This is a genomic window from Micromonospora thermarum (genome assembly GCF_012034245.1).
Classification (GTDB): Bacteria; Actinomycetota; Actinomycetes; order Mycobacteriales; family Micromonosporaceae; genus Micromonospora; species Micromonospora thermarum.
In genome coordinates, this window is sequence record NZ_JAATEO010000026.1 from 29,406 (window position 1) to 43,655 (window position 14,250).

General features: G+C 75.9%; 16 protein-coding genes. 6 read left to right on the forward strand and 10 right to left on the reverse strand.

Going from position 1 to position 14,250, the window contains the following annotated elements:
- Positions 1 to 8 precede the first annotated feature (8 nt).
- Genes HCJ94_RS21970 through HCJ94_RS21980 form a run of 3 tightly spaced genes read left to right on the forward strand, consistent with a single transcriptional unit; the run spans position 9 to position 4,457 of the window.
- The gene (locus HCJ94_RS21970; protein ID WP_168002927.1) at positions 9 to 1,133 is read left to right on the forward strand and encodes a hypothetical protein; all 1,125 of its coding nucleotides are present in this window, start codon (positions 9 to 11) and stop codon (positions 1,131 to 1,133) included.
- Positions 1,126 to 3,801 carry an FtsK/SpoIIIE domain-containing protein gene (locus HCJ94_RS21975; RefSeq protein WP_168002928.1) on the forward strand — a complete coding sequence of 892 codons (2,676 nt, stop codon included), beginning with the start codon at positions 1,126 to 1,128 and terminating at the stop codon, positions 3,799 to 3,801. The genes HCJ94_RS21970 and HCJ94_RS21975 overlap by 8 nt, the downstream gene beginning before the upstream one ends.
- Positions 3,798 to 4,457: a hypothetical protein gene (locus HCJ94_RS21980; RefSeq protein WP_168002929.1), complete on the forward strand. Its 660-nt coding sequence runs from the start codon at positions 3,798 to 3,800 to the stop codon at positions 4,455 to 4,457. The genes HCJ94_RS21975 and HCJ94_RS21980 overlap by 4 nt, the downstream gene beginning before the upstream one ends.
- On the opposite strand, the gene HCJ94_RS21985 is transcribed toward HCJ94_RS21980, so the two are convergent.
- Positions 4,454 to 5,776 (reverse strand): cupin domain-containing protein, encoded by a 1,323-nt coding sequence (locus tag HCJ94_RS21985; protein WP_168002930.1) that lies wholly within the window; start codon positions 5,774 to 5,776, stop codon positions 4,454 to 4,456. The genes HCJ94_RS21980 and HCJ94_RS21985 overlap by 4 nt on opposite strands.
- 10 nt (positions 5,777 to 5,786) lie before the next feature.
- Positions 5,787 to 6,077, reverse strand: a complete 291-nt coding sequence (locus HCJ94_RS21990; protein ID WP_168002931.1) for a hypothetical protein — start codon at positions 6,075 to 6,077, stop codon at positions 5,787 to 5,789.
- A gap of 214 nt (positions 6,078 to 6,291) precedes the next feature.
- Here HCJ94_RS21990 and HCJ94_RS21995 point away from each other — a divergent pair, with 214 nt between their 5' ends.
- Both HCJ94_RS21995 and HCJ94_RS22000 read left to right on the forward strand, forming a co-directional pair.
- Complete coding sequence (locus tag HCJ94_RS21995; protein ID WP_168002932.1) at positions 6,292 to 7,044, forward strand: PIG-L deacetylase family protein; 753 nt, start codon at positions 6,292 to 6,294, stop codon at positions 7,042 to 7,044.
- 8 nt (positions 7,045 to 7,052) lie between these two features.
- Positions 7,053 to 7,847, forward strand: a complete 795-nt coding sequence (locus HCJ94_RS22000) for a DUF72 domain-containing protein (protein ID WP_168002933.1) — start codon at positions 7,053 to 7,055, stop codon at positions 7,845 to 7,847.
- 63 nt (positions 7,848 to 7,910) lie between these two features.
- On the opposite strand, the gene HCJ94_RS22005 is transcribed toward HCJ94_RS22000, so the two are convergent.
- From HCJ94_RS22005 to HCJ94_RS22045, 8 genes are all read right to left on the reverse strand, one after another.
- Positions 7,911 to 8,342, reverse strand: a complete 432-nt coding sequence (locus HCJ94_RS22005; protein ID WP_168002934.1) for a DUF2267 domain-containing protein — start codon at positions 8,340 to 8,342, stop codon at positions 7,911 to 7,913.
- Between the two features lie 364 nt (positions 8,343 to 8,706).
- On the reverse strand, positions 8,707 to 9,576 hold the full coding sequence (locus HCJ94_RS22015) for a DUF72 domain-containing protein (RefSeq protein ID WP_168002936.1): 870 nt from the start codon (positions 9,574 to 9,576) through the stop codon (positions 8,707 to 8,709).
- Positions 9,577 to 9,613: 37 nt separating this feature from the next.
- A complete protein-coding gene (locus HCJ94_RS22020; RefSeq protein ID WP_168002937.1) occupies positions 9,614 to 10,012 on the reverse strand; it encodes a TraR/DksA family transcriptional regulator in 399 nt (132 codons plus the stop codon).
- A 264-nt stretch (positions 10,013 to 10,276) separates the two neighbouring features.
- Positions 10,277 to 10,906: a nucleoside/nucleotide kinase family protein gene (locus HCJ94_RS22025; protein ID WP_168002938.1), complete on the reverse strand. Its 630-nt coding sequence runs from the start codon at positions 10,904 to 10,906 to the stop codon at positions 10,277 to 10,279.
- A 126-nt stretch (positions 10,907 to 11,032) separates the two neighbouring features.
- Positions 11,033 to 11,644: a winged helix-turn-helix domain-containing protein gene (locus tag HCJ94_RS22030; protein WP_168002939.1), complete on the reverse strand. Its 612-nt coding sequence runs from the start codon at positions 11,642 to 11,644 to the stop codon at positions 11,033 to 11,035.
- 386 nt (positions 11,645 to 12,030) lie between these two features.
- A complete protein-coding gene (locus HCJ94_RS22035; RefSeq protein WP_168002940.1) occupies positions 12,031 to 12,573 on the reverse strand; it encodes a winged helix-turn-helix domain-containing protein in 543 nt (180 codons plus the stop codon).
- Positions 12,574 to 12,621: 48 nt separating this feature from the next.
- Entirely contained in the window at positions 12,622 to 13,110 is a 489-nt protein-coding gene (locus tag HCJ94_RS22040) for a rhodanese-like domain-containing protein (protein ID WP_168002941.1), read from the reverse strand.
- A gap of 26 nt (positions 13,111 to 13,136) precedes the next feature.
- On the reverse strand, positions 13,137 to 13,589 hold the full coding sequence (locus tag HCJ94_RS22045) for a cysteine dioxygenase (protein WP_168002942.1): 453 nt from the start codon (positions 13,587 to 13,589) through the stop codon (positions 13,137 to 13,139).
- A gap of 179 nt (positions 13,590 to 13,768) precedes the next feature.
- Between HCJ94_RS22045 and HCJ94_RS22050 the strand changes: the two genes are divergently transcribed.
- A complete protein-coding gene (locus HCJ94_RS22050) occupies positions 13,769 to 14,125 on the forward strand; it encodes an ankyrin repeat domain-containing protein (RefSeq protein WP_205801708.1) in 357 nt (118 codons plus the stop codon).
- Positions 14,126 to 14,250 lie beyond the last annotated feature (125 nt).

A 14,250-nucleotide genomic window follows, 5' to 3' on the forward strand; every position in this document is an offset into this window, starting at 1 on the left:
GCGCCGCCGTGTCCATCGTCGAGGATCTCGGCGCCCAGGTGCGCGCCGCCGTCGATGACCTGCCGCTGGGTCAGCTCGCCCAGGCCCTCGAACGGTTCGGGCTGGCCGCCGAGCGGCTGCGCTGGGTACGCCAGGAGTCGGCCGACCCGATGGGTGTCCCGGAGCTGTCCAGCGCCATCGAACACGCCGAGACCGCCGGGTACGCGCTGCGCGTCGCCCAGGAGCAGTTGTCGGCGTACCTGGCGGCGATCGGGCTGGCCCCCGACGGCGCGCCCGCCGCACGGCCGGCCCCGGAGCAACGGCGGCCGAGGCACGACGCGCCCGGCGCGGCGCCGCCGGTGGCGGTCACCCCCGAACCGCCGGCCGACGCGCCCGCGCCGCGCTGGTGGGCGGCGCGGGTCGCGGAACTGACCGGCGGTGGCACCGCGCCGGCGGACCGTCCGGACGGGACCGTCGCCGACCCGGGTGAGCTGCTGCGTCGCGTCGTACGCGAGGTGCGCTCGGGCGACCGGGACCGGCTCCGGGCCGAGCTGGGCCGCGCGCATGCCGACGTGGGACTGGGCCTGGCGGCGGTCGCGCCCCCGCTGCTGCGGGAGCTGGCCGGCGAGCTGGTCGGGCACCCGCCGCGCGCCGAGGACCTGCCCCGGCTGCGACGTGAGCTGGACGGCCGGGTCCGCGACCTGCTGCCGGGGCTGCCGGCGCCGGTGCTCGACACCCTGCTGACCCGGATCTGCCGGATGCCCCCACCGCGTCGCGGTGACGGCGAGCAGCCGCACGCGGCCGACCCGGCGGTCACCGCCGGGGTGCTCGCCGGTGTCCTGCTGGACCGGTTGGGCCGCGAGCTGCCGACCGCCGACGAGCGGGAGCGCCCGGCCGAGGACGCGCGGGCCGACGGGGCGGAGGCGGACGACCGGCGGCGGGCCGCCGGTGAGCGCGCGCGGGCGGCGGACGCCGAGTGGGAGCGCCGCGCCGCGGCGGCCCGGGAGCAGGCGGCGGCCGCCCGGGCGCGGGTCGCCGCCGCGCAGCAGCGGGCGGCCGACGTACGGCGGACCGCGCCGCCGACGGCGGGTCGTCCCGGCCCGGCGGGCACCCCCGCGTGGCGGACACCGATCCGGCGGGACGTCGATGGCTGACCGGCGGGCGCAGCTCGCCGCCCGGGTCCGGCGGACGCTCGGCGAGGCCCTCGGCGCCACCCGGACCCGGGTCGCCGCGGCGCAGGCGGAGCTCGCCGCCGAGCGGGACCGGCTGGCCCGGGTCCGGCGGGCCGCGGCGGCCGTGCCGGAGCGGGTGGGCGCGGAGCGGGACCGCCGCCTCGCCGAGGTCGACGGCCGGCACGCCGCCCGGATCGCCGAGCTGACCCGCCGGGCGGCCGACGCGGCGCGGCGGGAGGCGCCCGGTGCCGCGTCCGCCGAGTGGGCGCGGTGGCGGCCCACCCCCGCGGGCCGGGCGGAGCCGCCGGGGGCGCTGCGCGTCGGGACGCTCGCCGTGCCCGGCGCGGACAGCGTGCCCGCGCTGGTGCCACTGCTCGACGCGGGTCACGTCGAGCTGACCGGGGACGACCGGGCGGCGAGCGAGGCGGTGGTGTCGGCGCTGCTGCTGCGCGCGGTCGGCCGCGCCGACCCGGGCGCGGTGAGGCTGACCGCGTACGACCCGGAGCACCTGGGCGGCGGCCTGGCCGGCTTCGCACCGCTCGGCACGGCGGGGCTGCTGACGTCCGTCGGCCCGGGCGGGCTGGGCCGGCTGCTCGACGACCTGGTGGAGCACATCCGCCGGATCAACTCCACGGTGCTCGCCGGTGAGCACGCCTCGCTGCGCGAGCTGGCCGCCGCCACCGGTCGCCGGCCGGAGCCGTGGCGGGTGGCGGTGCTGCTCGGCGGGGAGGAGCCGTCCCGGCACGAGCGTGGCCAGCTCGACCGGGTGGTCCGCACCGGCGCGGCGTGCGGCGTCCACCTGGTGGTGCGTGGTCTGGGGCTGCCGGGCGACCCCACGGTGACCCGGATCCGCGTGGAGCCGGGCCGTGCCCGCCTGGCCGGCGCACCGCCGGTCGACCTCGACCCGCCGCCCCCGGCGAGCCTGGTCACCGAGACCTGCCGCGAGGTGGCCGCCCGGGTCAACGCCGGTCCGGCGCCGACACCGTTCACCGACCTGCTCCCGCCGCCGGACCGGATGTGGCGGGAGGACTCGGCGACCGGCCTGACCGCGCCGATCGGCGAGGGCCCGCACGGCCGGCCGGTGCTGCTCTCCCTCGGTGACTACCCGCCGCACGCCCTGATCGGCGGCCCGTCCGGCACCGGCAAGACCAACCTGATCTTCGCCTGGATCGGCGCGCTCGCCGCCCGCTACTCCCCCGCCGAGCTGGAGTTCTACCTCCTCGACTTCAAGGAGGGCGTGTCCTTCGCCCGGTTCGCGCAGGGCCGGCGCGACCCGAGCTGGCTGCCGCACATGCGGCTGGTCGGCATCAACGTCAACACCGACCGGGAGTTCGGCCTCGCGCTGCTGCGCTTCCTCGCCGAGGAGCTGCGCCGACGCGCCGACGCGGCGAAGAAGCACGAGGTCACCAAGCTCGCCGAGCTGCGCGCGGTCGACCCGACCGGGCACTGGCCGCGGATCGTCGCGGTGGTCGACGAGTTCCAGATGCTGCTGGCCGGCCGGGACGCGGTCGCCCGCGAGGCCGCCGACCTGCTGGAGGACCTGGCCCGCCGGGGTCGCTCCCAGGGCATCCACCTGGTGCTCGCCTCGCAGGACGTCCGCGGCATCGAGGCGCTGTGGGGGCGGCCCGCCCTGGTCGCCCAGTTCACCCTGCGCATCGCCCTGCCGAAGGCGCTGCGGATCCTCGCCGAGCGCAACGACGCGGCCCAGTCGCTGCCCCGCCACCACGCCGTCGTCAACGCCGAGTCGGGCCTGGTCGAGGGCAACGAGATCGCCCGCATCCCGTCGGCGAGCGACTGGGAGACGTGGAGCGAGCTGCAGCACCGGCTGTGGCGGATGCGCCCGCCGGACGCCGCGCCGGCGCGGCTGTTCGACGGCGACGCGATCCCCCGGCTGGCCGACGCGCCGGACTTCCGGGCGCTGTCCGCCCCGGAGACCGGAACGCTGCGGGCGCCGGTGGCGCTGCTCGGCGAGATCATCGACGTACAGGCCCGCTCCGCGGCGCTGCGGCTGCCCCGCGCGCCCGGCCGCAACCTCGCCGTGCTGGGCACCCGGGTCGACGAGGCGTGCGCGGTGCTGGACGCCGCCGCCCGGTCCCTCGCCCGCCAGCACCGCCCCGGGACCGCGCGGTTCTCCATCGCCTGCCTGGACCCGGACGCCGACCCCGCCGCCCGGGCCCTCTACGAGGACCTGGCCGACGACGCCGCCTGGTACGACGAGGAGAGCGTGACCGAACTGATGGCCGAGACCGCCGCCGGACTGGGCTCCCCGGGTGCCGCCGGGGCCCCGCACTACCTGCTGCTGTACGCGGTCGACGCCGCGGCCGGCGCCCTCGCCACCCGGATCGGTGGGCGGACCGGGCTGGAGCAGCTGCGCCGCATCCTGCACGACGGGCCGGAACGGCGTACCCACGTGCTGGCCTGGTGGCGGGGCGTGGCGCGGATGCGCGCCGACCTCGGTGGGCCGGCCGCGCGCACCGACCAGATCGGAGCCTGGGTGGCGCTGGACGCGCACGGCGGCGAGCTGGGCTCGTCGCTGTACCCGGGCACCGGCGGCCCGGACTGGTATCCCCGCCCGTGGCGGGGGCTCTTCTTCGACCGGGCGGTGCACCGTACCGGTCAGACGATCATCCCGTACGGGCCGGAGCGGTGAACGAACCGGTGACGAGCGAGTCGTACGCGGCGCTGGTACGACGGCTCGCCGAGCTGACCGAGCGCGTGTCGGCGCAGCGCGCGGAGGCGCACACCTGGTACGACCAGCAGTGTGCCGCCGCGCGGCGGGCGGTGGCCGACGCCGAGGACCAGGTACACCGGGCCGAGCGGGACCTGGCGGCGGCCCGCGAGCTGCAGGAGCGGGTCGACGCCGAGGCCACGGTGCTGTGGCAGGAGCTGCGCGGACTGATGGGAACGCGGCGGGTGGGCGGACCGCCGGGCCCGGTCGCGGGCGCCGCCGGTGACCCGTCGGTGCTGCTGGCCGCGGTCCGGGACCTGCTGGCCCGCACCGGGCAACCCGGCGAGCTACCGGGCTCGGTGAACCCGCTGCTCGCCCTCTGCGGGGTGGCCGGCGCGCTGGTGGCGTACGCCCTGGGCACCGCGGCCCGGGCGGCGGGCGACCGGTACGGCGGCGACCTGGCGGTCGGGCTGCCGGTGCTGGCGCTGGTGGTGACCCTGCTCGGACCGCTGGCCGGGCTGGTGCCGGCGAAGGTGCTCGCCGACCGCCGGCACGCGCTGCTGGGCCCCCGCCCGGCCGCGATCGTCCTGATCGCCGGCCTGGTGGCGACGGTCCTGCTGCTGACCCTGGCTCCCTAGACGGGGACGGCGACCGCCTCGCGGAGCAGGCGGCGGACGAGGGTGACGCGGTCGGCGTCGTCGTCGAGGCCGGGCAGGTCGCCGACGCGGGTGACGTCGCCGGCGAGCAGCGCCCGAACGGCCGGCTCGCAGGTGCCGGGGAGGGTGATCGTGCGGTCGAAGACGCGCAGCGCCACCTTCTCCCCCACCGGGCTGAGCTGCCAGCGCAGGCCGGGACGCGCGGCGACGCGGCTGTCCGGGCCCAGCGCGTCGAGAGCGGCGGCCTGGGCGAGGGGGCGGATCGGGGCGGGCCGGGCGGCCGGCCACGCCCGCTGCCGCAGTCGGCCGGCCACCGCCGCCGGGTCGGCCCGCAGCAGCCAGTCCCGCAGCGCCTCCACGGTCTCGGTCAGCTCCGGCTCGATCGCGTCCGGATCGGACACGTCGACCCCGAACGGCAGGGTGGCCCGCAGCCGCTGGTCCTCCGCGGCGAGGGCGAGCAGCTCCTCGACGAGCGCGTACCGGGTCAGCGCGCGCACGCCGACGGTCAGGTGCAGCGAGCTGGACTCCTGCGCCTGCGCGCTGTGCAGCCAGCCGCGCGGCAGGTAGAGGGCGTCGCCGGGGGCGAGCACCACGTCGAGCGCGGGAGCACCGTCCGCGGTGGCGGAGACCTCGTCGGCCCGGCCGCCCCACGGCTGCTTCTCCAGCGGGTCGGGCAGCACCGGCGGGTGGATCCGCCAGTGCTTGCGGCCGTCGACCTGGAGCACGAAGACGTCGTGGGTGTCGTAGTGGGTGGCGAAGCCCTGACTGCCGGCCGGTGTCAGGTAGGCGTTGACCTGCAACGGCTGCCCGACGGCGAGGCCGAGGTCGCGGGCGAAGTCGATCAGGGTGGGCCAGGTGCGGTGCAGGCCCTGGAGCACCAGGGTGGCGCCGCCGGCGTACAGGTCGAGGACCTTCTCGTCGAGGACCTGGTCGCCGATCTCGGCGCCCGCGCCGCCGCCGCCGGTGTAGCGCGCCGCCGGCACCAGCGCGCCGTCCTTGGCGACCCGCAGGAAGGGGGTACGCAGACCGCGCCGGCTGAGCAGCTCGTCGGCGTCGGCGGGGCTGAGCAGGTCGGTGAAGCCGTGCGGGTTGGGCAGTTCGTCGGCGCGGGACAGCAGCGGGGTGCGTCCCCAGTGGGCGGCGGCGAACTTCGCCGGCTCGACCGAGACGCAGCGGGCCAGGGCCTGGGTCGACGTTCCGGCGCGGCCGGGCTGGGACGTCGGCCGAGGCCCCGGCGCGGCGGTGGCGATGGACGGAACCGCCGGGCGGCCACGGCCGCCCGGCGGGTCGAGGTGCGTCATGACGTGCTGCTCAGGAGGCGCTGCCGTCGGCGCCACCGTCCTGCTGGCCCGGGGTCGCGCCGCCGTCGGCCGGGCCTTCCGCGCCACCGTCGGCGCCACCGTCCTGCTGGCCCGGGGTCGCGCCACCGTCGGCCGGGCCCTCGGCGCCCTGGTCGGCACCCTGGTCGGCGCCGCGCTCGGCACCGCGGTCGGCGCCACCGTCGGCACCACCGTCCTGGTGGCCCGGGGTCGCACCGCCGTCGGCCGGACCCTCGAGGCCGCCACCGCCGGTGGTCGTCATGTCGTCGTCGTTGAGTGCCATGGGTGCTCCCTCGGATGTGCCGCCCCGCCGTGCGCCGGGGTCCGTCGTGCAGCGGGTGGTACCCCACGCCCGATCTTCTCTAACCACACGGTAGACGTCCCGAGTGTCCGGCACGGGCGGTTCGCACCCCGGGCTCGGATCCGCCGGGGCCGCCGGTCGTGCGCAGCGGGCGGCCGGCGACGGTGACAGGATGGGGCGGACCGAGGAGGTGTCGATGACCGACCTGACCGACGTCCCGGCGCTGGAACCGCTCGACGAGCAGTGGCAGCGGGCGCTGGCGATCGTCGCCCACCCCGACGACCTGGAGTTCGGCGCCGCCGCCGCCGTCGCCCGCTGGACCGGCCAGGGCAAGCAGATCGCCTACTGCCTGGTGACCAGCGGCGAGGCGGGCATCGACGGGATGCCGCCGGAGCGCGCCCGGACGGTCCGTGAGGCCGAGCAGCGGGAGTCCGCCGCCCTCGTCGGGGTCGACACGGTCGAGTTCCTCGGGCTGCCCGACGGCATCCTGGAGTACGGGGTGCCGCTGCGCCGGGAGCTGGCGGGCGTGGTCCGGCGGCACCGCCCGGAGATCGTGCTCACCACGAACTTCCGGGAGACCTGGGACGGCGCGTACGCGCTGAACCAGGCCGACCACATCGCGACGGGCCGGGCCGTGCTGGACGCCGTTCGGGACGCCGGCAACCGCTGGGTCTTCCCGGAGCAGCTGGTCGACGGGGTGCAGCCGTGGAACGGCGTACGGCAGGTGTGGGCCGCCGCGTCACCCCTCGCCGCGCACGGGGTGGACGTGACCGACACCTTCGAGAAGGGAGTCGCGTCGCTGCGGGCGCACGACGCGTACCTGACCGGGCTGGGCGACGGCAGCTTCGACGCCGAGGAGTTCCTGGAGGGACTGAACCGGCCGGTGGGCACCCGCCTCGGCGTCCGCTACGGCGCCGCGTTCGAGGTGTTCCGCTTCGACCTCTGGTAGGGGCGGCGATGATCCTGGTCGGCACCTCCGGCTGGCAGTACCGCGACTGGCGGGGCCGGTTCTACCCGGACGGGCTGCCGCAGTGGCTGTGGCTGGAGCACTTCGCCGCGCGCTTCGCCACCGTCGAGGTCAACAACGCCTTCTACCGGCTGCCGGAGCGGGACACCTTCGCCGCCTGGCGGGCCCGCACCCCGGACGACTTCTGGGTGGCGGTGAAGATGAGCCGCTACCTGACCCACATCAAGCGACTGCGGGATCCGGCCGAGCCGGTCGCCCGGTTCCTGAGCCGGGCCACCGCGCTCGGCGACCGGCTGGGGCCGGTGCTGCTGCAACTGCCGCCGAACCTGCCCGCCGACCCGGACACGCTGGACGCCACGCTGCGCCGGTTCCCGGCCGAGGTGCGGGTCGCCGTCGAGCCGCGCCACCCGTCGTGGTGGACCGCCACCACGCGGGCGGTGCTGGAGCGGCGGCGGGCGGCGCTGGTGTGGGCCGACCGGCTGGGCCGGCCGGTGGCACCGCGCTGGCGCACCACGGACTTCGGCTACCTGCGCCTGCACGAGGGGCGGGCCCGGCCGCACCCCCGCTACGGGCCGGCCGCCCTCGCCTCCTGGGTGCGGCGGCTCACCGACGCCTTCGCCGCCGACGAGCCGGCGTACGTCTACTTCAACAACGACCCGGGCGGCGCGGCGGTCGTCGACGCGGCCGCCTTCGCCGCGCTGGCCCGGCGGACCGGTCGGCCGGTGAGTCGGGTCCCGGGGAACGCCGGCGCCGGAGACGACCGGTCGGGGCCGGCCGGCGCCTGAACCGGCCGGGAGGATGCGAACGGCCCGCCCCGCCGCGCGGGGCGAGCCGTCGGGGTGCGGCGGTCAGGACATCATCCGGGCCAGGTCCTTCGGCATGTTGTCCATCACGTCGTCCCACTGCCCCGGGCTCGTCACGTGCTGGCGCAGGGAGTTCAGCACCACCTGGATCAGGTGCTGCGGGGTGCCCTCCATGTCGTACGTGAACTGCTTCCGGAACTCGAGGAGGAAGTCGTCGCGGTTCAGCTTGACCGGCACGTCCATCGGCTTCCAGCCGTCGAAATAGATCCCGCGGAGCACCAACGGCAACTGCGCGGCGAACTCCACACTCTCCTGCACCGGCAGCCGGTCGCGCAGCAGGTGCAGCGTCGTACGCAGTGCGCAGTAGGACTGGTTCCGTTGCTCCTTCGGCCAGCCGTACTCCTTCTCGATGCCCTTGAGGATCAGGTTGGTCTTCTCGGTCGACGCGTCGATCGCCGACTGCAGCTGCTCAGCCATCTCTCCACCCCCGTACGTCGGTTTCCCACCGTCGGTCATCGTCCCGCCGCGGCGGCCCCGCCGGACCGCGCCACTGCCGGAGCGGGCTGGCCCGGCCGGCCCGCGGCGGGCGCCGGCTGTCACCGGTCGCGCCGACGACGTGCAGGACGCCCCCACGTCGCCGGTCCGCCACCACCCGAGTGGTCATGACGCCACCTCCGTGTCGGATCCGCGGTCGCCGGACCGACGACCACGAGGCACTCCCCATGCTTCCGCCCCGCGGGGTGAGGCCGGCTCACCCGATCGGGATGATCCGCGAGGGCCGGTGTCGACGTCCTCGGTCGACGGCGTCCGGGCGGCGTCCGCCCAGGGCTTCGGGCGGGCCCTAGGCGTCGAGCAGCCGGGCGAGGGTGGCGGCGTTGGTCTGCGCGTAGTCCCGGTAGCAGTTGTTCATGAGGACGTGCGTCTGTCCGGTCTCACCGGCCAGTTCGCGCAGCTTCGGCGCCCAGTCGCGCAGTTCCCGGTCGGAGTAGCGGTAACCGAACTTCTCGTGGATGTCGGTGCTGGTCCACTTGTCGCTGTGCCCGTGGAAGCGCACCACCGCGAGGTCCGCGGTGGCGGCGAGCACCGGGGGCACCGACGAGCGGTGCCCCTGCGGCATGTCCACGCACACGAACGGCAGCCGGTGTTGGCGCAGGAAGGCGAGGGTCTCATCGGCGTTGGCACCGTCGAACCAGGAGGCGTGCCGGAACTCGAAGACCGGACGCAGGGGGGCGCAACGCGCCGTCACCTCCCGCAGGTACTGCTTGTTGTCCCGCTTGATGGTGAACCAGGGCGGGAACTGGAACAGCAGCGCGCCCAGCTTGCCCGCCTCGACCAGCGGGTCCAGCGCGCTGAGGAACCGCGTCCAGACCTCCTCGTACGCCTGCGGCGTGAGGTCGTCCGGGTAGACGTTCCGCTTCTCCGTCTCCGGCCGCAGGTCCTTGTACAGCGAGCTGACCTTCGTCGGGTGGCCGGTGAGCAGGCTGAACGCCTTGACGTTGAAGGTGAAGCCGGCCGGGGTCCGCTCGGCCCACAGCCGGGCGGTCCGCTCGGCGGGGGGCGAGTAGTAGGTGGCGTCCACCTCGACCAGCGGGAACTGCTTGGCGTAGTACGCCAGCCGCTTCTCCGGCGTGTCCGCGGTCTGCGGGTACCACCCGGAGTCGAGCAGCGTACGGTCGGTCCAGGAGGCGGTGCCCACCTTGATGTCGCCCATGGGTGGAGTCCACCGCGCCCCGGACCGATCGGCAAGGTCAGGCCGCCCGACGCTCCCGGGTCTGCTTGCACGTCACGCAGGTCGTGGCCGACGGGAAGATCTCCAGCCGCTCCACCGGGATCGGCGCCGAGCAGCCCTCGCAGAAGCCGTACGTGCCCTCGTCCAGCCGGGTCAGGGCGTGCTCGTACTGGGCCCGACGGTCCAGGATGGTCCGCAGCAGGGACTGCGCGGTGTCCCGCTCCGCGGTCTTGGTGCCGCTGTCGGCCTGGTCGTCGCCCGCGGTGTCGCCCACCTCCACCAGGCGCAGGACCTGACTCTGCACCACGGCCTGCTCGTACTCCGCCGTGAGCTCGTTGTAGCGGGCCTGGAGGGACTGCCGGATCTGGTCGATCTCCGCCTGGGATCGGCCCGTGCCGACCGTGTCGTGGACGAGCATCGCTGCCTGCCTTTCTCCGAACCTCGCGGTCTACCGGGGCCACCGGCCCCGGTGTCGTCGTCGCCCGCGCGGGTGGATCACCCGTGCTCTGTGAGCCGGGCGAATACCCCGGGGCCCGGTGGATCAAACCGGCGACTTCCGCCGGATCTCCGGTCCGGTTCGCGACGTTCCGCGCCCGGCGTCCACCGGCCGCGCGCGTCGGTCCCGGGGCGGTCGAGGGACTGGCCGACCCGGATGGCGCCACCGGCACCGGTCGGACCGGCCCTATGCCAGGTCGACCAGTGCGGGGTGGCGGGGGTCGTCGACCCGGACGACCACGTCGGCGAACGTCGCCGGAGCCACCTCGTCGGTGTAGCGGGCGAACGCGGGCAGTGTCCACCGCTGCTCCGGGTCCGTGCGCCGGTCCAGGGCGGACGGCGAGAGCGCCAGGTGCACGGTGACGTCGAACGGCAGGCCGCCGCCGAGCAGCAGCGCCCCGCTCACGAGGACGACGCCGCGCTCGGGCACCTCGACGTACGCGGCGCGGCTGGCACGGTCGACGTCGGCGTCCCACAGCGACGGCAGGACCCGTCCCGAGCCGTCCGGGCCGGCCGGGTCGAGCACCTCCCGGCGCAGCCCGGCCTCGTCGATCCAGCCCTCGTAGTACGCGTCCGGGTTGGTGCGGCCGTGTTCGAGCCGCACCGAGGCCGGGCGGAGGAAGTCGGCCGCCCGGACGTGCAGCACCGGACGGCCCCGGGCGCGCAGCGGGTCGACCAGCGCGCCGGCCAGGGCGTCGGGGTCGGCCGCCGGCGGACCGTCGACGGCCACCCGCAACCGGCCGGCGACCGTGGTGCCGGCGAGCCGGTCGGCCAGTTCGGTGACGAGACGCTCGGGAGAGATCGGACGGACACGCACGCCGACCATCGTGCCCGGTCGGACCGCCCCGGCGCCGGTCGGGCGGATCGTGGGGCGCCGGCGGTCGGCCGGCCGGGTCGGGTGTCGGTCGGCCGCCGCGGACGGCTCGCCGGGCCGGACGGTCGCTCAGCCGCTGCGGTCGATGGTGACCCGCGCGTCGTCGGCGAGCCGGTAGCCGACGCCGTAGACGGTGGTGACCAGCGGGACGTCCACCCCGACCTTCCCGCGCAGCCGGCGGACGTGCACGTCCACCGTGCGCACCCCGGCGTGCTCGTAACCCCAGACGGCGTTGAGCAACTGGAGCCGCGTGAAGACCCGGCGGGGATGGGCGACCAGGTGCAGCAGCAGATCGAACTCCAGGCGGGTCAGCGGCAGCGGCTCGCCGTCGCGCAGCACCGACCGGGACGAGGCGAGGATGTGCAGGGTGGGGATGGTCGGGGCGAGCTGACGGCCCGGGGACCGGCCGGCGGGGACCGGCTCGGCCCGGCGCTCCGCACCGCCGGACCCGGCGGCCGTGATGGTGCCCTCGCCCCGCTCCAGCATCTCGCGGGCGGCCTCCAGCAGGCGGCGCGCCGGCGGTGTGAGCGCCTCCTCGTTGGCCAGCGGGATCGACAGGGTCACCGTGAGCACCGGCGCCGCGGTGTTCGCGGGACGGCGCTGGCCACCCGGGGGTCGACCGGGAACAGCGGGCTGGGACGTATGCCATCCGGCGCGCGACGAAGCAGGGCTGACCGACATGGTCCTCCTTGGCTGGTCCGGGTATCTCCCCACGGCCCGGGAACGCCGCTTCATCGATGCTTCCCGGCGCTCGTGCGAGGGTCAAGGGGCGGCTGCGTTGCATGAATGTGACAATTGACGAACGCATCGGAGCCGGATGCTCGCTCTGCGTACGAGGTCTGATGATTACAGCAGAGTCGCCGAGATGACCCGATACGGGGGGTGCCTGCCCGGTTCACATTCGCCGAACCCGGTCACGGAGCGTGGTTGACGAACGTGATTCATGCCGAGGTGGCGCGCCTGGACGCGCTCCCATGTGGACGCTCCGCGTACCGGATGTGTGACAACCGCGACGGGCCGAGGCACCCCGGTCGGCGCGCCTCGGCCCGGTTAGGTTTCCGAACGATTCAGTAGCTGTGAGCGACGAGGACGTGCGCCTCGTCGGCGAGGCGGTACCCCACGCCGTGGACGGTCGTCACGACCGCCGTGTCGAGCTTCGCGCGCAGCCGGCGCACGTGGACGTCCACGGTCCGCATCACGGCGTGTTCGTAGCCCCAGACGGCGGCCAGCAGTTGCAGCCGGGTGAAGACCGTACGCGGCCGCTCGGCCAGGAACAGCAGCAGGTCGTACTCGATCCGGGTCAGGGGCACGACCCGGCCGCGGTGCCGGACCACCCGGCTGCCGGCGTGGATGATCACCTCGTCCGGGTGGGCCTCGGCCCGCCGTGGCTCCGTGACGGGCGGACCCGCCCGCCCCTCGCCCGACTCGAGCCGACCCTCGCCCGACTCGGCCAGTTCGCCGAGCAGGTCCAGCAGTCGCACGACCCGGGGACTCAGCGGGCCGGCGGCGAGGTCGACGGTGACGGTGGCCCGCGAGCGGGACCGGCGCGGATCGGCGCCGTCGGGACGGGCGGCCGGCGGGGTACGGACGGGGAGTGCGACGACGGACATGGTGCCTCCTGCGACGACGGGTGCCGCCACGACCGGTGCGGTGTGGCGTCAGCGGCGCACCTGGCCGGCGGTCACCGGGGGCGCGACGGGGTGGGGACGGAGCAACGACGTGGGGCCGAGGGCGGGCAGCCCGGCGATCCGCCAGGCGGCGAAGCCGCCCACCACGTCGGTGGCGCGGTGCAGCCCGAGATCCTGCAGGGCGGCGGCGGCGAGGGACGAGGTGTAGCCCTCCTGGCAGAGGACCACGACCGGCAGGTCGTACGAGCCGGCCTGCGGCAGCCGGGCCGGACACCGCGGGTCGAACCGCCACTCGAGCACGTTGCGCTCGACGGCGATGGCGCCGGGCACGGTGCCGTGGGCGGCGCGCTGGGCGGCCGGCCGGATGTCGACCAGCAGCGCACCCTGCCGGTGGGCCACGTGCGCATCCTCCGGGTCCAGCCGCCGCAGCCGGCCGCGGGCGTCGGCCAGGATCTCGTCGATCCCGCGGGACCCCGTCGGTGGGGGTGGACACGCGGTGGAGGGGTGGGTGTGCGGCATCTCGGTCCTTCCGTGTCTGAAGTGGATCACCACGCGACCCCGGCCTCGGCCACCTCGGCGACGCGCAGGCGGCCGTCGGCGAGCAGGTACCGGGTCATGCGGCGCAACGCGGGCCGGTAGACGTGGACGCTCACCGCGGGGTCCGGGCCCCGGTTGGTCACCTGGTGCACGTGCCGGGAACCGAAGCGACGTCCGGCCCCGGCGGGAAGCCGGTGCGGGCGTAGCCGGGTGCCGGCCACCGTCTCCTCGGTCAGCACCCCGGAGACCACGACGAACGCGCCGGAGCAGCCGCCGTGGTCGTGCAGGTCGGTGCCCTGCCCGGGGAGCCAGCTCAGCGCCCACACCTCGTGGTCGACGTCGCCGGCCAGCCGGGCGTACCACCGCTGGTCGGCGTCGAAACGCAGCGGCACCGGCCAGGAGTCCAGGTCGGCGGCCCAGCGTCGCGCGACGGCGGACAGGTCGGTGCGGTGCGCGCTCATCGGGTCTCCACAGGTCGGTGGGCGGGTCCACCGACAGCTTAGACGGTAAATCCTATCGGTTTAGTAGGTAGTCCTGGATGCTGGGATGGCGCTTCCGACGGGCGCGCCTCGGCCGACCGGACTAGCCTGAACCGGTGATCGAGGAACTGGACGCCGAGACGCTGGCGTTCGCGCACCGGATGTTCGACCTGGCGCGCGAGGGCGCCACCGACGAACTCGCCGCGTACGTCGACGCCGGACTGCCGGTCGACCTGACCAACGACAAGGGCGACACGCTGCTGATCCTGGCCGCGTCCCACGCCCATCCGGACACCGTCGCCGCGTTGCTGAGGCGGGGGGCCGACCACTCCCGCACCAACGACCGGGGGCAGACCGCGCTGGCCGCGGCGGCGTTCCGTCGCAGCGAGGGCAGCGTCCGGGCACTCCTCGCCGCCGGGGCCGATCCCGGTCACGGCAGCCCGTCGGCCGTGGAGACCGCCGGCTTCTTCGACCTGCCCGACATGCTCGCCCTGCTCACCGCACGGCCGGCCGGCTGAGCCGGCGCGCCGTCGTCGGTCGTGATCACGTGGTGCGGCGCCGGGCGGACCGTACGGTCCCGGGGCGGCGCCGCGTCATCCGATCGCCGGGACACCCGCCGGTCGCCCCGTCGGCCGGCGGGTGC